The organism is Nocardia salmonicida NBRC 13393, assembly GCF_001613085.1.
GTDB classification, from domain to species: Bacteria; Actinomycetota; Actinomycetes; order Mycobacteriales; family Mycobacteriaceae; genus Nocardia; species Nocardia salmonicida.
In genome coordinates this window covers 46,211-64,268 of record NZ_BDBR01000016.1, presented here as the reverse complement: position 1 = coordinate 64,268, position 18,058 = coordinate 46,211, and the positions used below count along the sequence as shown (strand labels likewise).

Here is an 18,058-nt window from a genome sequence, read left to right as displayed (position 1 = left end):
CAGCCGAGCGGCGATAATGGCGAGCATGGCAATTCTCCCGATCGTGATCGTCGGTGACCCCGTTCTCCACAACCCCACCGCGAAGGTGACGGAGACCCCCGCGGAGCTGGCCGAGCTCATCGCGGATATGTACGACACTCTCGAAGAGTCCAAGGGTGTCGGCCTCGCGGCCAATCAGGTCGGCGTCGGCAAGCGACTGTTCGTCTACGACTGCCCCGACTTCGACGCCACCGGCAACCCCCTTCGCCGCAGGGGCACGGTGGTGAACCCGGTGCTGGAGACCTCGGCGATCCCCGAGACCATGCCCGACCCCGATGACGACGAGGAAGGCTGCCTGTCGGTACCCGGCGAGCAGTTCCCGACCGGTCGCGCGGACTGGGCGAAGGTCACCGGAACCGATGAGAACGGCGAACCCGTCGAGCTGGAGGGCACCGGCTTCTTCGCGCGCATGCTGCAGCACGAGGTGGGTCACCTCGACGGTTTCCTCTACGTCGACGTGCTGATCGGCCGCAATGCCCGCGCCGCCAAGAAAGCGATCAAGCGAAACGGCTGGGGCACACCGGGTCTGAGCTGGATCCCGGGAACCGTTCCTGATCCGTTCGGTCATGACGACTGACATTCCCCTCGGGCGGCGGGTGGTGATGCGGTACCAGCTGCCCGCGGGTTATCCCCAACCGCTCACAGATGTGATCGGCGAACTGGTGTCGCTGGAGCCGCCGGCGGTGCGCACCGCCGACGGTGAGCTGGTGTCGGTGTCCGCCGATCGCGTAGTCGCGTTGAAGGCACTGGGGCCCCGGCCTATTCGCACCAAGGAGATCCGGTCGCTGGAGACCGCGGCGGCCATGGCCTGGCCGGGCAGCGCTCATCTGTGGATCGACGGCTGGCTGGTGCGGGCGGGTAACGGCTACACCGGACGTGCGAATTCGGCTGTCCCGCTGGGTGAGTCGGGTGTGCCCGCGGTGCTGTCGATCGACACCATGCACAAGATCGCGGACTGGTACACGAGTCAGGGATTGCCGCTGCTGCTGCAGCTGCCCGACCGGCTCGCCCCTGTCCCGCCGACCTGGAACACCTGGAGCGAGACCGTGGTACTCGGTCTCGACATCGCGAATTTCGTCCTGCCGCAAGGCCCGTCGATGGTCCGGATCACCGACGAGCCCGAGGACGGTTGGCTTCGGACACACCGCTACCGCGGCGAGATCCCCCTCGACCCCGCCGTGCGCGAACCGGACCGGGCCGTGCTCACCTCGGTCCTGGACGGCACCCTCGGCTTCGCCTCACTCGGCCTGCCCGAGCCCCTGGCCATCGGCCGCGGCGCGGTGACCACCGCCCCCGATGGCCGACGCTGGGTGGGCCTCACCTGCGTGGCCGTAGCGACCGCGCACCGCCGCAACGGACTCGGCGCGCTGCTGTGCGCCGAACTGATCCGGTGGGGTGCCGAGCAGGGCGCGAGCCACGCCTACGTCCAGGTAGAGGTGGGAAACTCCGGCGCGCTCGCGCTCTACCGCGAACTCGGCTTCATCGAACACCACGCCTATCGCTACGCCGCCCCCCAGAGTCATTAGTCTCGAAAGGACCGTCACTTCCGTGCGTCTCGCCACTTGGAACGTCAACTCGATCCGCTCCCGCGTCGATCGGGCGATCGCCTTCCTGGACCGCCACGACATCGACGTGCTGGCGTTGCAGGAGACCAAGTGCCGTGACGATCAGTTCCCCTTCGAGCAGTTCGAGGCCGCGGGGTACGAAGTGGCGCACGTGGGCCTCAATCAGTGGAACGGGGTCGCGATCGTGTCGCGGGTCGGGCTCACCGATGTCGAGCTCGCCTTCCCCGATCAGCCCGGCTTCGACAAGGACGCCGGCGATTCGCTGATCGAATCGCCGGTGGTCGAGGCGCGCGCGCTCGGTGCGACCTGCGGCGAGGTGCGGGTGTGGAGTCTCTACGTCCCCAACGGCCGCACGCTCGCCGACCCGCACTACACCTACAAGCTGAACTGGCTCTCGACCCTGCACGCCAAGGCGGCGGGTTGGCTGGCCGAGAACCCACAGGCCGAGATCGCGCTGGTCGGCGACTGGAATATCGCCCCCACCGACGACGATGTCTGGGCGCCGGAGCTGTTCGTGGGCAAGACCCATACCTCCGCCCCCGAGCGCGAGGCGTTCCAGTCCATGCTCGATCTCGGATTCCGCGATGTGATGCGCCCGTTCGCCCCCGGCCCCGGCGTCTACACCTATTGGGACTACACCCAGCTGCGTTTCCCCCGCAAGGAGGGCATGCGCATCGATTTCATCCTCGCCTCCCCCGCCCTCGCCGACCGGATCAAGGACGCGTCGGTGGACCGCGAGGAACGTAAGGGAAAGGGCGCCAGCGACCACGCACCCGTCATCGCCGAATTCTGACGGAACTGCCGCGCGTTCTCGGTTACGTTGGAGGTGGAAGTTTCAGCCTGCAACGTAGCGGGAGGTGCGCCTCATGTCGTTTTATCGTCGGGTCGGAACGGTGCCGCCGAAGCGGCATACGCAGCATCGGGATGAGCGCGGCAACCTCTACTACGAAGAGCTGATGGGCGAGGAGGGGTTCTCCGGGGACTCCTCGCTGCTGTATCACCGTGGTCTACCGCCCGCCATCGTCGACGCGACCGTCTGGGAACTGCCCGACCAGACTTTGACGCCGAATCATCCACTGCACCACCGACATCTGCGGCTACCACTGCTGTTTCCCGGCGACACGGCCACGATGGTCGACCCGGTGACCGGACGTAGGTTGCTGCTGGCCAATGCCGATGTACGGATCTCGTACGTGGTCGCCAAGGGCGCCTCACCGCTGTACCGCAATGCCATCGGCGACGAGCTGGTATACGTGGAATCCGGTGCGGCCGTGGTGGAGAGCGTGTTCGGAATCCTGCCGGTACACCAGGGCGATCAGGTACTCATGCCGCGGTCGACCACCCATCGCTGGCTGCCGATGGGCGAGGAACCGTTGCGCGCGTATGTGATCGAGGCGTCGAGCCACATCACCCCGCCCAAACGCTATCTCTCGAAATTCGGCCAGCTGCTGGAGAATGCGCCGTATTGCGAGCGGGACCTGCACGGACCACTCGAATTGCTGCTCGTCGGCGACACCGACGTGGAGGTGCTGGTCAAACATCGTGCGGGCAACGAGGTGATCGGCACCAGGATGACCTACGCGAGGCATCCGTTCGATGTCGTGGGCTGGGATGGCTGCCTGTATCCGTACACCTTCAATATCGCCGATTTCGAACCGCTGACCGGCCGCGTACATCAGCCGCCGCCGGTGCATCAGGCCTTCGAAGCCACCAATTTCGTCATCTGCAATTTCGTACCGCGCAAAGTCGACTATCACCCACTGTCGATTCCGGTGCCGTATTACCACTCGAATGTGGATTCCGACGAGATCATGTTCTACTGCGGCGGAAACTACGAGGCGCGCAAGGGTTCCGGCATCACCCAGGGTTCGGTGTCGGTGCATCCGGGCGGCTATGCGCACGGCCCACAACCCGGCGCCTATGAACGCAGCATCGGGGCGGAGTTCTTCGACGAACTGGCGGTGATGGTGGATACGTTCCGGCCGCTGCAACTCGGCGAGGGCGCACTGGCCTGCGAAGATCCGGCGTACGCGTGGACCTGGTCGGGTCGTGGGCCGGGGCTCGGATGAGCCTGCTGCGCGTGGAGGTCACCGACGATTCCCTGTTCGGGGCGGAGAACATGCCCTACGGCGTTTTCGCACCGCCTGGCGGCGAATTCCGGGTCGGGGCCCGATTGGGCGATGCTGTGCTCGATCTGGCCGCGCTGCTGGACGATTCGGTGTTCGCGCGTCCGGACATGAATGCCTTTCTCGCACAGGGTCATCACCGGTGGCGCGAAGTCCGCGACAGGCTGCGCGAACTCGCCGACACCGCGCTGCCGGTGGATGCGGTCCATGCTGTGTCCTCGGTACGGATGGCGTTGCCGGTGCGGATCGGCGATTACGTCGACTTCTACGCCAGCATCGACCACGCCACCAACCTCGGCAGGCTCTTCCGCCCGGACAGTGAACCGCTGCTGCCGAATTGGCGTCACCTACCGGTGGGCTACCACGGCAGGGCGGGCACCGTCGTCGTCTCGGATACACCCGTCATCAGGCCGCGCGGCCAGCGCCGCGCAGCTTCCGGCACACCTGATTTCGGACCGTCCGAGCGCCTGGATATCGAGGCCGAATTGGGCTTCGTCGTCGGTACCGGCTCCACGCTCGGCACACCGGTCACCGTCGACGAGTTCACCGAGCACGTCTTCGGCGTCGCCCTGGTCAACGACTGGTCGGCCCGCGATATCCAGGCCTGGGAGTACCAGCCGCTCGGCCCGTTCCTCGGCAAGTCGTTCAGCACCTCGATGTCGGCCTGGATCACCCCCCTTTCCGCGCTGACGCGGGCACGGGTGCCGCTCCCCGCACAGGATCCCGAGCCGCTGCCGTACCTGCGCGGCGCCGACGACCACGGCCTCGATATCGATCTCACGGTCGCCTGGAACGGCGAAGTCGTGGCGCGCCCGCCCTATTCGCGCATGTACTGGTCCCCCGCTCAGATGCTGGCCCATCTCACCGCCAACGGCGCCTCGATCCGCCCCGGTGACCTCTACGCCTCCGGCACGATTTCCGGACCGGAGCCGTCGCAACGCGGGTCCTTCATCGAATTGTCCTGGGGTGGAACCCAATCCATTACCGTGAACGATCAGACACGTACGTTCCTGGCCGACGGTGACCAGGTGACGATCACCGCCACCGCGCCGGGCACCGAGGGGCGGCGAATCGGCCTCGGCGAAGTCGGTGGCCGAATCCTGCGCACGTCCGGCTAGCCCCAGCGGATCTGTCGCGCGTCCACCCTGGGGCGGAGATGATACTTGACACACCTCCACCCCGAGGCGGTATCGGACGGAATCGATCGGGGATACGGTGACGGTTCGAACGTTTCCGAACAGAGGGCACCCGACGATGTTGACGAGAATCGCCCGCACCGCCGTTGCCCGACCACGGTTGGTGGTCGCGGTCGCAGTGTTACTGATGGTGTTGTGTGGCGCGATCGGCGCCACGGTGCACTCGCACATGAAATCGGGCGGGTTCGTCACCGCCGATCTCGATTCCGTGCAGGCCAGTCAATACCTGAGCGAGCACTTCCCCGGTAGCGAGCCCAACTACGTCCTCGACATCTCCACCGAGGACGTCGCGAACTCCGCCGCCGCGCGCGAGGCCGCCGACCATGTGATCGCCGTACTGCGCACCCACCCCGAGGTGAGCGGGGTGCAGTCGTATTGGACCGCGCGCCCCGATCTCAAACAGGCCATGCTCAGCAAAGATCACAACCACGCGCTGATCCTGGCGAGCATCGAGGGCGACGACGCCGAACTGCCCATTCGGGCCGCGAAGCTGACCGAAGAACTCCAGGTCGACAGCGGTCCGGTCACGATCAAGGCCGGTGGGCTCGCCGCCTCCTTCGCCGATATCAACACCCAGATCAGCAAGGATCTGATCATCGCCGAGGCGATCGCGATCCCGATCACCGGTCTGCTGCTGGCACTGGTGTTCGGCAGCCTCATGGCCGCCGCGCTGCCGGTGGCGATCGGGCTGTTCGCCATCGCGGCCTCGCTGGGCATTCTGCGCGTGCTGACCGCCCTCACCGACGTGTCGATCTTCGCGCTGAACATGACCACCGCACTCGGACTCGCGTTGGCGATCGACTACAGCCTGTTCATCGTCAGCCGGTATCGCGAGGAATTGACCGGGGGCGCTACTCCGACCGCGGCGGTGACCCGCGCGATCCAGACCGCCGGTCGCACGGTCGTGTACTCGGCGCTGGTCGTCGCACTGTCGCTGTCGGCGCTGCTGGTGTTCCCGCAGTACTTCTTCAAGTCCTTCGCCTACGCGGGCATCGCCGTGGTCGCGGCCGCGGCGGCGGCCGCGGTGATCGTGCTGCCCGCCCTGCTCATCCTGGTCGGCGATCGCATCGACGCGGGCGACCTGCGCGCACCGATGCGCCGACTGTTCCGGCTGGCTCCGGGCACGGAGAAGGCGCCGCGTCAGACGTTTTGGTATGGCCTGGTCGTCGGCGTGATGAAGCGGCCGATGTCGATCGCGCTGGCCACCACCGCGTTCCTGCTGCTGCTCGGCTCGCCGTTCCTCGGTGTCCAGTTCGGCTATCCCGACGACCGGTCGCTGCCCACCGAGGTCGCCAGTCGTGAGGTGGGCGACATCCTTCGCACCGAATTCGATGCCGATCTCGCGTCGAGCGCGACCATCGTGCTGCCCGAATTCCGTGGCAGCACAGCCGAACTCGAGACCTACGCCCGCGACCTGTCCAAGGTGCCCGACGTACCGGCCGTCCTCAGCAGCGCGGCGGTGTATCGCAACGGCCTGCGGGTGGCGGCGGGCGTGCCGGAGATGACCGACCCCCAGCACGGCGCCTACCTGTCGGTGGCCACCACGCTCGACCCCTACTCCGACGCGGGCGGCGCCCAGCTCGACACCCTGCGCACCGTGCCCGCCCCGTCGAAAGCCCTGATCACCGGCCCGGCCGCGCTGAACCAGGACTCGGTCAACGCGATCACCGGCAAACTGCCGCTGGCAGGCGCGCTGATCGCGCTCACCACGCTGGTGCTGCTGTTCCTGTTCACCGGCAGCGTGGTGCTGCCGGTGAAGGCGCTGATCCTCAACATCCTGTCGCTGGCGGCGACCTTCGGTGCGATGGTGTGGATCTTCCAGGAAGGCCACCTGTCGGGGCTGCTCGGCTTCACCGCCACCGGCACCCTCAACCTGGCCATGCCCATCCTCATGTTCAGCCTGGCCTTCGGCGCGTCCATGGACTACGAGGTCTTCCTGCTGTCGCGGATTCGCGAGGAATGGCTGGCCGGGCCGAAGACCACCGAGGGCAATACCGAGGCCGTCGCGATGGGCGTGGCCCGCACCGGGCGCATCTTCACCGCCGCCGCGGTACTGATGAGCATCGTGTTCCTCGGCGTCGCCAGCTCGGGTGTGTCGATGATGAAACTGTTCGGCCTCGGCTGCGCGCTCGCGGTGATCAGCGACGCGACGGTGATCCGCGGCCTGCTCGCCCCCGCGCTCATGCGGATGATGGGCACCTGGAACTGGTGGTCGCCGAAGCCGCTCGTGGTGCTGCACAACAAGTTCGGGCTCCATGAGGCCGAGGACAGCACGCACGACACGCCGAAGCAGCTCGACTCGGCGTCGGTGTAGCGAGCGCTCGCGCGCGACCCGTCCGGCTGTCCCCGGGCGGGTCGCGATCCCCGGCGGGTAACGTCGGCGGGGCAATTCACACCAACGGGGGCTCGCACCAGCGGGCTGAGAGGACGGCTAGCCTCATCGGGCGTTCAGGGCCGTCGACCGTATGAACCTGACCGGGTAATGCCGGCGTAGGGAGGAACAGTCATGGGCACAGCCACGTCTTCCACCGGGGGCACCCCCGTCGACACCGTCACCACGGGGCCGATCCAGGGCAGCGTCAAGCACTACCAAGAGGTCGACGGCCTGCGGATTCCGGTCCGCCGGATCAACCTCACGAACGGCGAACACTTCGACGTGTTCGATACCTCCGGCCCGTACACCGACGACAACGCGGTGATCGACCTCGATGCCGGCCTGCCGAAACTGCGCGACGAATGGGACACCCCCTCCGTCGACGGCCCGCCGACCCAGCTCGCCTGGGCTCGCCAGGGCATCATCACCCCCGAGATGCGGTTCATCGCCGCCCGCGAGGGTGTCTCGCCCGAGCTGGTGCGTGACGAGGTCGCCCTCGGTCGCGCGGTGATCCCGGCCAACCACAACCACCCTGAGCTCGAGCCGACCATCATCGGCAAGAAGTTCCTGGTCAAGATCAATGCCAATATCGGCAACTCGGCGGTGTCGTCGTCGATCGCCGAAGAGGTCGAGAAGATGGTGTGGGCCGCACGCTGGGGCGCCGACACCATCATGGACCTGTCCACCGGCAAGAACATCCACGAGACGCGCGAGTGGATCCTGCGCAATTCCCCGGTCCCGATCGGCACCGTTCCGATCTATCAGGCGCTGGAGAAGGTGAACGGCGATCCCACCAAGCTCACCTGGGAGATGTACCGCGACACCGTGATCGAGCAGTGCGAGCAGGGCGTCGACTACATGACCGTGCACGCGGGCGTGCTGCTGCGCTACATCCCGCTCACCGCCAAGCGCGTCACCGGCATCGTCTCGCGCGGTGGATCCATCATGGCCGCTTGGTGTTTGGCGCATCACCAGGAATCGTTCCTGTACACGCACTTCCGTGAGCTGTGCGAGATCCTGGCGAAGTACGACGTGACCTTCTCTCTCGGAGACGGCCTGCGTCCCGGCTCCATCGCCGACGCCAACGACGAGGCCCAGTTCGCCGAACTCCGGACCCTCGGCGAGCTCACCAAGATCGCGAAATCCTATGGCGTGCAGGTGATGATCGAAGGCCCCGGCCACGTGCCGATGCACAAGATCGTCGAGAACGTGAAGCTCGAGGAAGAGCTCTGCGAAGAGGCGCCGTTCTACACCCTCGGCCCGCTGGCCACCGATATCGCGCCCGCCTACGACCACATCACCTCGGCCATCGGCGCCGCGATCATCGCCCAGGCGGGCACCGCGATGCTCTGTTACGTCACGCCCAAGGAGCACCTCGGTCTGCCCAACCGCGACGACGTCAAGGTCGGCGTGATCACCTACAAGATCGCCGCCCACGCCGCCGACCTCGCCAAGGGACACCCGCACGCCCAGGACCGCGACAACGAATTGTCCAAGGCCCGTTTCGAATTCCGCTGGCACGACCAGTTCGCGCTCTCGCTCGATCCCGACACCGCCCGCGAGTACCACGACGAGACGATGCCCGCCGAGCCCGCCAAGACCGCCCACTTCTGCTCGATGTGCGGTCCGAAGTTCTGCTCGATGCGCATCTCCGCCGACGTGCGCGAGTACGCGGAGAAGCAGGGGCTCACCGATGTGGCCGCGATCGAGGCGGGCATGGCCGAGAAGTCCGCCGAGTTCGCCGACCAGGGCAGCAAGGTGTACCTCCCGGTCGTCTCCTGACCACTGCTCCACCACCGCCGACGCCCGTCCGATCGCCGCGATCGGGCGGGCGTCGCCCTCGCTGGAGCACCACGGCTGCCCGGGATCGTTGCGCGGGGTAACGTCGGCCGGGTGGCCGATGCCTTCTACCGCCGAGACCCCGCGGACCCGAACCGATACCTCTCGACCGAGCTGACCCGAGGCCCGTGGTCGCCGGACGCGCAGCATGCCGGACCGCCGTCGGCGCTGCTCGGGCATGTGATCGAGCGATGTGAGCCGCGACCGGGGTTCCAGGTCGGACGGGTCGCCGTCGAGATTCTCGGGCCGGTACCGCTGGCTCCGCTCACCGCGCAGGCGAGGGTGGTGCGGTCGGGGCGCAGTGTCGAACTGATCGAGGCGACCTTGTCGTCGGAGCGCGGGCCGGTGATGCAGGCCAACGCGTGGCGGCTCAAGATCGCCGAGACGCCTCTCGATCTGCCCACCGAGTTCCTGCCGACCGGCACCAGGCCGCCGCCCGCGGCGGCCGAGCCGGAGCAGTTTCCGACAGATCAGGAGATCGGTTTCCACACCGGCATCGAATATCGATTCAACGCGGGCTCTTTCGCCGCACCGGGCCCTGCGGTCTGCTGGATCCGGTTGAAGTACCCGATCGTCGCGGGCACGACCCCGAGTCCGCTGGAACGCGCACTGGCCGCCGCTGATTCGGGCAACGGGGTCAGCTCGGTCCTCGATTGGTCGAAATACCTGTTCATCAATACCGACCTCATCGTCACCCTGCATCGTCAGCCGGTGGGCGAGTGGGTGTGCCTCGACGCGGTCACCCATCCGCAGCCGCACGGCATCGGCCTCGCCGAATCCGCGCTGTTCGACGAGACCGGGCCGTTGGGTCGCAGCACCCAAACGCTGCTGCTGGCACCGCGCTAGCGGCAGCCGGATCTCGCGGGGTCGCGGGACTCAGTGACGCGGCTTCACCAGGTCGGTGTTGCCATGCTTGAGTAGTTCGGAATCGAAGGTGCTGTCGGTACGGAACGGGTCACCGGTGCCGGTGGTGATCAGCTCGTACAGGCTCTTGGTGATATAGCCGCCCCAGGCATTGGCGCACACTTCGTAGCATTCGTCGGCGGGCCGCAAACCCACATGGGTGAAGCGGATCTCGGTGGCACCGTCACGGTCGATGAGGTCGAAAACCACGTCGGTGCCCTCCCATTCGGCGGTGTCCGCGATGAAAGACATGTGGGCGTCGGTGACGTGCCAGACCAGGCGCTCGCCGGGGATCGACTCGGTGGTGGTCATCGTGCAGCGGTGGGCGCCGGGGACCTCGAAGCGGTAGCTGTCGCCGACGGTGCCGGTGGCTCCTTCGATGGTTTCGTTCCACCAGCCGCGGACGTTGTTGATCGCCGCGAACGCTTCCTCGCGACTCGCGTGGACGGTGGTGGTCGCGGTGAAGTTGTTGTCGCTCATAGTTTTTCCTTCGGTTCAGCCGTCCAAGTACTTCCGGAGGGCGTCGAATGGCCTGTCCCAGTCGCGGGCCATGGCGGCCAGGAATTGTTGTGCCACTTGCATCGGGGCGGAATCGAGGCGGTAGCGCACGCGCCGCCGCTCCCCTGGTTCCGCGATCACCAGGCCCGCGTCCGCAAGCAGGGCAAGGTGTTTCGCGATCGCCTGCCGGGTGATGGGCAGCCGATCGGCGAGGTCGGTCGCGGTGGCCGGACCGTGCGCGGCGAGTGCGGCCAGTACCGACCGCCTGCTCGGATCGGCCAGCGCGACGAAGACCCGTTCGGCGGTGGCCTCCAGCTCAGGCCGCATCGAGGTACTCGACGAGCTCGCCCAGCTCGCTCTTCCAGCCCCCGACATTGCCCTCGAAGGCCTCCTTGTGCGCCTCGTCGGGCAGCTGGGCGAAGCCGGTCTCGGTGACGGTCAGCCGGGTGCCGTCGCCGACCGGCTCGAGGCTGAATTCGACATAGGTGCGTCGCGGGTCGTCGTCGGGCAGTCCGTTGATCGGCCAGGTGTAGCCGAACACCGAGGGCTCCTCGACCCGCTCCACCCGTATGTCGGCGGCGAACCCTTCCTTCCAGGTCATTCGCATGTCGCCACCCGGCCGCAGGTCGATCTCGGCGGTATTGCCGAACCAGCTCCCCAGCCCTTCCGCGGTGGTGATGGCCGCCCATACCTTGGCGGGCGGATGCGCGAGCTCGACGGTCCGGACGATCTGATCAGGGAATCCCATGATGCCTCCTCATATATTGCAACTGACTGGTTGCAACTCAGAGTATTGCAACCTTTGGGTTGCGTCAAGGGTGCGGCCTCAGTGGTCGCCGGTGACGCGGAAGCCTTTCGGGACCAGCCAGACCGTGCCGACAGCCACCACCGCGACGACGGCGGCCGAGATGTAGGACGTGGTGGTGAGGGCGACGTCGAAGGCATGGCCGGCGGCATGGGCGAGTTCGCTGCGGGCGGGTTCGGGGAGGTCGGTGGCCACCTCGGCCGCCCCGCCGATCGAACCGCTCGCCTGGTCCAGTTTGTCGGCGGTGACGGGAAGGCCCGTCATGTGCTGACTGAAGATCCTGGCGTGCAGACTGCCGAGCAGGGCGACGCCGAAACCGACGCCGACCTCGTAGTTGGTCTCCTCCACCGCACCCGCCTGGCCCGCCCGGTCCGCGGGCACGGCGCCGACCAGGACGGCGGCCGCCGCCGTCACGGCCATGCCGTCGCCGAGACCGAACGACACCAGCACCAGCGCCACCACCGGATAGGTGGTGGGTTCCGGACTCACCGCCAACAGCAGGAAGCCCAGCGCAACAGCGCCGAGACCGAAAGCGAGCACCGCGCGGACACCGAACTTCTCCATCAGAAACGGCGTGAGCAGGGACGCGGTGAGCAGCGTGAGCGCGGCGGGCAACATCCGGATGCCCGCCTGCGACGGGCTGTAGCCGTGGACGTATTGCAGCCACATCGAGATCAGGAACATGGCCGCGCCGATCGCCATCATGGCCAGCAGCGTCGCGACGGCCGCCGCGGTGAACGCGCCGTTGCGGAACAGCCGCACGTCGAGGAGCGGGTCGGTGGCGGTGAGCTGACGGCGGGTGAACCAGGCCAGCGCGGCGATGCCGATGACCAGGATCGTCCAGTCCACCTCACTCGCTTCACCTTTCGCGAGGTGCTTGATGCCCCACGCCAGACAGACGATGCCCGCCACCGACAGCGCCGCGGCGAACCAGTCCAGGCTGCCCGCCTGCGGCGCACGGTATTCCGGCAACACCCACAGCCCCACCACCACCGTCACGACCACCACCGGCACATTGAGCCAGAACGCCGACGCCCACCCGAAGTGCTCGACGAGGAACCCACCGACGATGGGCCCGACCGTGGCGCCGACACCGGCGACCGCCGCCCAGATCCCGATGGCCATGGTGCGTTCGCGCACGTCGGTGAAGATGTTGCGGATCAGCGACAGCGTCGACGGCATCACCATCGCACCGCCGATCCCGAGCAATACCCGCCCGCCGATCAACTGGGCCGAGCTCCCGGCGGTGGCCGCGACCACCGAAGCGATGCCGAACAGCACGAACCCGCTGATGAACAACAGCTTTCGCCCCACCCGGTCACCGAGCGCACCGGTGGTGATGAGCAGTCCGCCGAGCACGAGCCCGTAGATATCGATGATCCACAGCTGTTCCAGCGGCCCGACCTGCAAATCCTCGATCAGCGACGGCAACGCGACATTGAGAATCGTGGCATCCATCGCCACCAGCAACAGGCTGGCGCACAACACCCCGAGCATCACCCAGCGCACCGACCCGTAGGACTCGTCCCGCGCTTCGCTCACCCTGGCCACCTCACCGACCGCTCGGCCCTCGACTCCGTTGACGACAAGCTACCCACAACAGTGGTGCCCGCCCCGCAACGCTCGCGGCAGGTCCGGCCGCGATCCGAGCACGCGAAGGCCGACTCTGGCCGATCACCGACGGGTGCTCAGCCGGGCAGGACCGCCTCGATGAGGGTGCGCGCGGCGCGGCCCGTGCGTTCCCGGTCGCCCGTGATCACACGGTCCTGGATGATGCCGCGTAATCCCGAGACCAGCAGCGTGGACACCACCTCGGGATCCTCGGCCAGCCCGGTCCGGCGGAGCGCGGCGGCGAGTTCGGTGACAAAGGTGGCGATCGCGGCGTTGGCGTAGTCCTGGTACGGCGAGCCGGGGGCACACGCGGCACCGAGCACCTGCAGCAGCACCCGCACGCTGTCGGCTTCGGCACCATCGGAATTCAAGTCGAAGAAGCCGATCAGCCGCTCGAGTAGCTGCGCGGGCTCCACGATGTCGGCGAACAGCGCGGCAAGGTCGGGTCGCTGTGTCGCCAAAGCCTGGACCAGTAGTTCTTCCTTGGTTCCGAAGTAGTAGATCAGCATGCGCGAGCTGGTCCCGAGCGCCGCGGCCAGCGGTCGCAGCGAGAGCTCGGCCAAGCCGTGCGACGCGATATAGGCGACGACGCCGGCCAGCATCTCGGCGCGCTTGCGGTGGTCGAGAGGACGGGCCATGGGTTGACTGTAGCGAGTGCTACAGGTATTCATGACATCATGACTGTACCGATCGCTTCAGAAACTCGGGACGGCGTCGTGGTGACTGCGTACGCGGCGACCACAGCACTGGCCGACACCATGGACGAGACCTGGTCGCGGCTGCTGCGTGGCGAGAGCGGAATCCGCGCTCTACCCGCGGAATTCCTCGCGGAACACGATCTGCCGGTGCGCATCGGCGGGCCATTGGTCACCTCGCCCGATGCCGAGCTCACGCGGATCGAGCAGCGCAGGCACTCCTATGTCGAACGGATGGCCCTCACCCTCGGCAGACAGGTCTGGCAGGCGGCGGGCACGCCGGAAGTCGACCGTGAGCGGCTGGCCGTGGCCATCGGTACCGGCCTCGGCGGCGGGGACGCGCTGATCGATGCCGTCGACGCGATGCGGGCGGGCGGCTACCGCAAGGTCTCTCCACTGGCCGTGCCGATGGTGATGCCCAATGGACCCGCCGCCACGGTCGGACTCGAAATCGGCGCGCAGGGTGGGGTTTTCGCGCCGGTTTCGGCCTGCTCGTCGGGGTCGGAGGCGATCGCGCACGCGTGGCGGCTGATCAGCACCGGCGAGGCCGATGTGGTGGTCACCGGCGGGGTCGAGGGTCACATCGACCCCGTTCCCATCGCGGGCTTCGCGATGATGCGGGCGATGAGCACCCGCAACGACGAGCCCGAGCGCGCCTCCCGTCCGTTCGACCGCGACCGCGACGGATTCGTCTTCGGTGAGGCGGGCGCGCTGCTCGTGCTCGAATCCGAGCGGCATGCGACAGCGCGTGGTGCGCGGATCCACGCCAGAGTGCTCGGCGCGGGCATCACCTCCGACGCCTTCCACATCGTGGCCTCCGACCCGGCGGGCGCCGGCGCGGCGCGCGCGATGCGCAAGGCGATCCACACAGCGGGGCTGCGGATTTCCGATATCGACCACGTGAACGCGCACGCGACGTCGACCTCGGTCGGCGATGCCTCCGAGGCCGCGGCCATCACCGCGGTCACTCCCGACGCCTCGGTGTACGCGCCGAAATCAGCGCTCGGTCATTCGATCGGCGCGGTGGGCGCGCTGGAATCGGTACTCACGATCCTGAGCCTGCGCGAGCAGATAGTGCCGCCCACTCTGAATTTCGACAACGCCGACCCGGCGATAGACCTCGATATCGTCGCGGGCACGCCGCGACCGCAGCGGATCGACTACGCGCTCAACAACTCGTTCGGATTCGGCGGCCACAACGTCGCGCTCGCGTTCGGAAAAGCGTAGCGGCGGTATTTCGGTGAGGGTTACGCCTTGTCGAAGCGGGTGTCGACGAAGGACTTGAAGTCGACCTTGCCGGGGATGGCCTTGGCCTTGGTGAAGGCGTCGGCGATCTCCTGCTCGGAGGCGATGACCTGGTCGGTCAGTTTGATCGGCTCCTTGATCGAGCGGGTCCAGGTGGTGCGGGAGGCGTCCACGCTGATCTGGGTGAGTTCTGCGTACTCGGTCGACCAGACGTCGAGGTTGTCCGAGGACCACTTGGTGGCGGCGGCGTAGCGCTGGAAGAAGTCGGCGAGAGCGGCGGACTTGCCCGCGTCGGCGACGGTCTTGTTGCCGGCTACCCAGAAGTTGTAGCCGTTGGCGGCCTGGTCGGCGGTGGCGATCGACTTGGCGCCGATCTCCTTTTCCGCGATGGCGGTGTAGGGGTCCCAGGTTGCCCAGGCGTCGACGTCACCGCGGGTGAGCGCGGTGTAGCCGTCGCCGGGGGCGAGGTAGACCGGCTCGACATCGCTCAGCGACAGGCCAGCCTTCTGCAGTTGCAGCAGCAGGTTCGCGTTGGCCGAGCTGCCCTTGTAGACGGCGACCTTCTTGCCCTTCAGCGCCGCGACGGAGGCGATCGTCGAGTCCTTGCCGACCAGGATCGCGTCGCCCTTGCCGGTCGCCGAGAGCGCGCCGACGATCTTGATGTCGGCGTCGGCGGCCGCGCCGAAGATCACCGGGGTGTTGCCGGTTTGGGCGATGTCGATGCCGCCCGCGCTCGCCGCCTCGACCAGCGGCAGACCGGCGGTGAAGGTGGAGAATTCGATCTTGTAGGGCAGGTTCTCCAGCTGTCCCGATGCCTTCAGCAGCACCTCGATCGAAATCGCCTTCTGATCACCGACTTTCAGCGTGACGGTGCTGAGGTCGACCGGACCCGAGGGTGCGCTCCCGGTCGCCGCGTCGTCACCGCAGGCGCTCAGTGTGAGCGTTGCGGCAACGGCGAGCGCGAGGGCTGCCAGACAGGACATCGGATTGCGTTTCACTGGAACAACTTTCGTGCGTCGGTGGGGAGGGGTTCAGTGCGTGACGCCGAGCAGCGCGAGCAGTTGCGTCGCGTATTCGGCGACTTCCGGCGCGGCGGCGGTGCGTGGGCGTGGCAGCTCGATGGGGACGTCGGCGGCGATGTGGCCGTCGTCGAGAACCAGGACGCGGTCGGCCAGAGTGATCGCCTCGAGCACGTCGTGGGTCACCAGTAGGACGCCGAATTCGCGCTGGGCGTGCAGGCGAAGCAGTAGGTCGTGCATCGTCAACCGAGTCAGGGCGTCGAGGGCGCCGAATGGCTCGTCGAGCAGCAGCAGGGTCGGCTCGGCCACCAATGCCCTTGCCAGCGCGGCACGTTGGGCCTCACCGCCGGACAGGGTGAGCGGCCACGCGTCGGCGCGGCCCGCGAGGCCGACTTCGGCGAGCAGGTCGCGGGCGGCTTGCTCGTCGGCACGTCGATGGCGTGGCTTCGGCCTGCCGAGGGCGACATTGCGCACCACCGGCTGCCACGGGATCAACCGTGCTTCCTGGAAGACGATCGTCGGCCTGCCCTCGACGGAAACCTCACCGCGAGTGGCGGTATCGAGTGCGCCGAGGATGCGCAACAGGGTGGACTTGCCCGAGCCGCTGCGTCCGACCAGCGCGACGATCTCGCCCGCGCCGATCTCGAGATCGATCCCGTCGAGCACGCTTCGTTCACCGAATCGCTTGCTCAGCCCGCTGATTCGCGCGGCGGGCACCCGGGCCGACCGAGCGGAGATAGGGGTGACAGTCGTGGCGGCGGCAGCGGTCATAATGGGAACCTCGTGATCGAACGGCGGCGGGTGGCGGCGGACATCAGCGGTGCACCGCCGGGCGCCAGCGCAGGGCGCGGCGTTCGAGCAGGCGCACGATCGAGTCGGTGAGCAGGCCGAGCAGGCTGTAGACCACCAGGCCGAATACGACGATGTCGGTGCGCAGGAATTCGCGAGCGTTGTTGACGACGAAGCCGAGTCCCGCACTGGCATTGATCTGTTCGGCCACGATCAGCGAGAGCCAGGCGATGCCGAGACTCTGGCGCGCGCCGACCAGGATCTGCGGCAGGGCACCGGGCAGGACGAGCAGGCGCAGACGTTCGGCGAGTCCGAGGTGCAGGGCGCTGCCGAGCTCGAGCAGTTTCGGGTCCAGTTGGCGGATGCCCGAGAAGGTATTGAGGTACAGCGGGAAGAACACGCCGAGCGCGATCAGGTAGACCTTGGGTTCCTCGCCGATGCCGAACCAGATGATGAACAGCGGGATCAGACCGAACAGCGGGATGGTGCGGATCATCTGCAACGGCGGGTCGACCGCGTATTCACCGATCTTGCTCAGGCCCGCGAGCACGCCGAGCACCAGCGCGAGCACCGCGCCGAGCGCGAAGCCGTACAAGGCCCGCTGGCCGGAGACCAGCAGAGCCTCGGTGAGCTGGCCGGAGCGGTAGGTTTCCAGACCCGCGTCGAGCACCGCGGACGGAGCGGGCAGCTTCTTGGCGGGGATCGCGCCGCTGGTACTGGCGAGCTGCCAGATGATCAACAGCGCGATCGGCGAGAGCGCGCGCAGGAACCCCGGGCGGCGGTACAGCGGGATCCGTCGCTCGTCGGTTTCGGTGGGCCTCTCCAACAGCATGCGAGCATGGTGCCCGCCGGAAGCGATATACCGACAGGGTTCGAATCAGCTCGAGGATTTATCGGCTCTGCTGGAGATCTGCTGCACTGCCCAGCCATTGCCGTCGGGGTCGCTGAAGAAGACGAAGCCGACATTGTCGAGCGGGTGTTGGACCGGCCGCGGATTCTTGCCGAGCTCCTGCACCTCGCTGACCTCGACTCCGCGCGCCACCAGCTCCGCGTGCGCCTGCTCGATATCGGGGACCACGAGCTGCAGGCCCTTGAGCGAGCCAGGCGGCATCTCCGGCACCGCGCCCTTGCCGATGACGATCGAACAGCCGGAGCCGGGCGGGGTGAGTTGCACGATGCGCGCGTCGTCGGAGATCACCGAGTCGTGGTCGACGGTGAAGCCGAGTCGGTCGGCGTAGAAATCCTTGGCCCGGTCGATATCGGAGACCGGGACGATCACAACTTCCAGAGTCCAGTTCACTACGCGCCTCCGCGTTGTAGTCCGGGGTGACGCGCCAAGTCTGCCAGCTCCGAG

At 67.3% G+C, this 18,058-nt stretch carries 18 protein-coding genes; 9 read left to right on the top strand and 9 right to left on the bottom strand.

What is annotated here, in order from left to right; translation table 11 throughout:
- The first annotated feature begins 25 nt into the window (after positions 1 to 25).
- The 8 genes from NS1_RS18195 to NS1_RS18160 all read left to right on the top strand — a co-directional run bounded on the left by NS1_RS18195 (position 26) and on the right by NS1_RS18160 (position 9,985).
- On the top strand, positions 26 to 616 hold the full coding sequence (locus NS1_RS18195) for a peptide deformylase (RefSeq protein WP_062986427.1): 591 nt from the start codon (positions 26 to 28) through the stop codon (positions 614 to 616).
- Positions 606 to 1,565, top strand: a complete 960-nt coding sequence (locus tag NS1_RS18190) for an N-acetylglutamate synthase, CG3035 family (protein ID WP_056814854.1) — start codon at positions 606 to 608, stop codon at positions 1,563 to 1,565. The genes NS1_RS18195 and NS1_RS18190 overlap by 11 nt, the downstream gene beginning before the upstream one ends.
- Positions 1,566 to 1,587: 22 nt before the next feature.
- Positions 1,588 to 2,397, top strand: coding sequence for an exodeoxyribonuclease III (locus tag NS1_RS18185; protein ID WP_062986203.1), 810 nt, complete (start codon positions 1,588 to 1,590; stop codon positions 2,395 to 2,397).
- Between the two features lie 73 nt (positions 2,398 to 2,470).
- The gene (locus NS1_RS18180; RefSeq protein ID WP_062986201.1) at positions 2,471 to 3,673 is read left to right on the top strand and encodes a homogentisate 1,2-dioxygenase; all 1,203 of its coding nucleotides are present in this window, start codon (positions 2,471 to 2,473) and stop codon (positions 3,671 to 3,673) included.
- Positions 3,670 to 4,848 carry a fumarylacetoacetase gene (gene fahA, locus NS1_RS18175; RefSeq protein ID WP_062986425.1) on the top strand — a complete coding sequence of 393 codons (1,179 nt, stop codon included), beginning with the start codon at positions 3,670 to 3,672 and terminating at the stop codon, positions 4,846 to 4,848. Before NS1_RS18180 ends, fahA begins: the two co-directional genes overlap by 4 nt.
- 136 nt (positions 4,849 to 4,984) lie before the next feature.
- Positions 4,985 to 7,240, top strand: a complete 2,256-nt coding sequence (locus NS1_RS18170) for an MMPL family transporter (RefSeq protein ID WP_062986199.1) — start codon at positions 4,985 to 4,987, stop codon at positions 7,238 to 7,240.
- Between the two features lie 192 nt (positions 7,241 to 7,432).
- On the top strand, positions 7,433 to 9,082 hold the full coding sequence (gene thiC / locus NS1_RS18165) for a phosphomethylpyrimidine synthase ThiC (RefSeq protein WP_056814870.1): 1,650 nt from the start codon (positions 7,433 to 7,435) through the stop codon (positions 9,080 to 9,082).
- Positions 9,083 to 9,193: 111 nt separating this feature from the next.
- Complete coding sequence (locus NS1_RS18160) at positions 9,194 to 9,985, top strand: thioesterase family protein (RefSeq protein ID WP_062986195.1); 792 nt, start codon at positions 9,194 to 9,196, stop codon at positions 9,983 to 9,985.
- Between the two features lie 30 nt (positions 9,986 to 10,015).
- On the opposite strand, the gene NS1_RS18155 is transcribed toward NS1_RS18160, so the two are convergent.
- From NS1_RS18155 to NS1_RS18135, 5 genes are all read right to left on the bottom strand, one after another.
- Positions 10,016 to 10,522 (bottom strand): SRPBCC family protein, encoded by a 507-nt coding sequence (locus NS1_RS18155; protein WP_062986193.1) that lies wholly within the window; start codon positions 10,520 to 10,522, stop codon positions 10,016 to 10,018.
- A gap of 15 nt (positions 10,523 to 10,537) precedes the next feature.
- Complete coding sequence (locus NS1_RS18150) at positions 10,538 to 10,867, bottom strand: ArsR/SmtB family transcription factor (RefSeq protein ID WP_062986191.1); 330 nt, start codon at positions 10,865 to 10,867, stop codon at positions 10,538 to 10,540.
- Positions 10,857 to 11,288 carry an SRPBCC domain-containing protein gene (locus tag NS1_RS18145; protein WP_056814881.1) on the bottom strand — a complete coding sequence of 144 codons (432 nt, stop codon included), beginning with the start codon at positions 11,286 to 11,288 and terminating at the stop codon, positions 10,857 to 10,859. The genes NS1_RS18150 and NS1_RS18145 overlap by 11 nt, the downstream gene beginning before the upstream one ends.
- A 78-nt stretch (positions 11,289 to 11,366) precedes the next feature.
- Positions 11,367 to 12,887 (bottom strand): MFS transporter, encoded by a 1,521-nt coding sequence (locus NS1_RS18140; protein WP_255284582.1) that lies wholly within the window; start codon positions 12,885 to 12,887, stop codon positions 11,367 to 11,369.
- Between the two features lie 146 nt (positions 12,888 to 13,033).
- Positions 13,034 to 13,594, bottom strand: a complete 561-nt coding sequence (locus tag NS1_RS18135) for a TetR/AcrR family transcriptional regulator (RefSeq protein WP_062986189.1) — start codon at positions 13,592 to 13,594, stop codon at positions 13,034 to 13,036.
- Between the two features lie 39 nt (positions 13,595 to 13,633).
- On the opposite strand from NS1_RS18135, the gene NS1_RS18130 reads away from it, so the two are divergent.
- Positions 13,634 to 14,878, top strand: a complete 1,245-nt coding sequence (locus NS1_RS18130; RefSeq protein WP_062986187.1) for a KasA/KasB family beta-ketoacyl-ACP synthase — start codon at positions 13,634 to 13,636, stop codon at positions 14,876 to 14,878.
- A gap of 20 nt (positions 14,879 to 14,898) precedes the next feature.
- Here the strand turns inward: NS1_RS18130 and NS1_RS18125 are convergent, their stop codons facing one another.
- From NS1_RS18125 to NS1_RS18110, 4 genes are read right to left on the bottom strand one after another with little or no spacing between them, the layout of a single operon-like run.
- Positions 14,899 to 15,879: an ABC transporter substrate-binding protein gene (locus NS1_RS18125; protein ID WP_084503826.1), complete on the bottom strand. Its 981-nt coding sequence runs from the start codon at positions 15,877 to 15,879 to the stop codon at positions 14,899 to 14,901.
- A 48-nt stretch (positions 15,880 to 15,927) separates the two neighbouring features.
- A complete protein-coding gene (locus NS1_RS18120) occupies positions 15,928 to 16,686 on the bottom strand; it encodes an ABC transporter ATP-binding protein (protein ID WP_084503812.1) in 759 nt (252 codons plus the stop codon).
- A 43-nt stretch (positions 16,687 to 16,729) separates the two neighbouring features.
- On the bottom strand, positions 16,730 to 17,536 hold the full coding sequence (locus NS1_RS18115; protein ID WP_062986183.1) for an ABC transporter permease: 807 nt from the start codon (positions 17,534 to 17,536) through the stop codon (positions 16,730 to 16,732).
- A 45-nt stretch (positions 17,537 to 17,581) separates the two neighbouring features.
- Positions 17,582 to 18,004 carry a VOC family protein gene (locus tag NS1_RS18110; RefSeq protein WP_062986181.1) on the bottom strand — a complete coding sequence of 141 codons (423 nt, stop codon included), beginning with the start codon at positions 18,002 to 18,004 and terminating at the stop codon, positions 17,582 to 17,584.
- Positions 18,005 to 18,058: the final 54 nt, after the last annotated feature.

Bases quoted from the DNA above. Each gene is read 5' to 3' on its own strand.
- NS1_RS18195 (WP_062986427.1), top strand. From the start codon at position 26: ATGGCAATTCTCCCGATCGTGATCGTCGGTGACCCCGTTCTCCACAAC.
- NS1_RS18190 (WP_056814854.1), top strand. From the start codon at position 606: ATGACGACTGACATTCCCCTCGGGCGGCGGGTGGTGATGCGGTACCAG.
- NS1_RS18180 (WP_062986201.1), top strand. From the start codon at position 2,471: ATGTCGTTTTATCGTCGGGTCGGAACGGTGCCGCCGAAGCGGCATACG.
- fahA (WP_062986425.1), top strand. From the start codon at position 3,670: ATGAGCCTGCTGCGCGTGGAGGTCACCGACGATTCCCTGTTCGGGGCG.
- NS1_RS18170 (WP_062986199.1), top strand. From the start codon at position 4,985: ATGTTGACGAGAATCGCCCGCACCGCCGTTGCCCGACCACGGTTGGTG.
- thiC (WP_056814870.1), top strand. From the start codon at position 7,433: ATGGGCACAGCCACGTCTTCCACCGGGGGCACCCCCGTCGACACCGTC.
- NS1_RS18155 (WP_062986193.1), bottom strand. From the start codon at position 10,522: ATGAGCGACAACAACTTCACCGCGACCACCACCGTCCACGCGAGTCGC.
- NS1_RS18150 (WP_062986191.1), bottom strand. From the start codon at position 10,867: ATGCGGCCTGAGCTGGAGGCCACCGCCGAACGGGTCTTCGTCGCGCTG.
- NS1_RS18145 (WP_056814881.1), bottom strand. From the start codon at position 11,288: ATGGGATTCCCTGATCAGATCGTCCGGACCGTCGAGCTCGCGCATCCG.
- NS1_RS18135 (WP_062986189.1), bottom strand. From the start codon at position 13,594: ATGGCCCGTCCTCTCGACCACCGCAAGCGCGCCGAGATGCTGGCCGGC.
- NS1_RS18130 (WP_062986187.1), top strand. From the start codon at position 13,634: ATGACTGTACCGATCGCTTCAGAAACTCGGGACGGCGTCGTGGTGACT.
- NS1_RS18125 (WP_084503826.1), bottom strand. From the start codon at position 15,879: ATGTCCTGTCTGGCAGCCCTCGCGCTCGCCGTTGCCGCAACGCTCACA.
- NS1_RS18120 (WP_084503812.1), bottom strand. From the start codon at position 16,686: ATGACCGCTGCCGCCGCCACGACTGTCACCCCTATCTCCGCTCGGTCG.
- NS1_RS18115 (WP_062986183.1), bottom strand. From the start codon at position 17,536: ATGCTGTTGGAGAGGCCCACCGAAACCGACGAGCGACGGATCCCGCTG.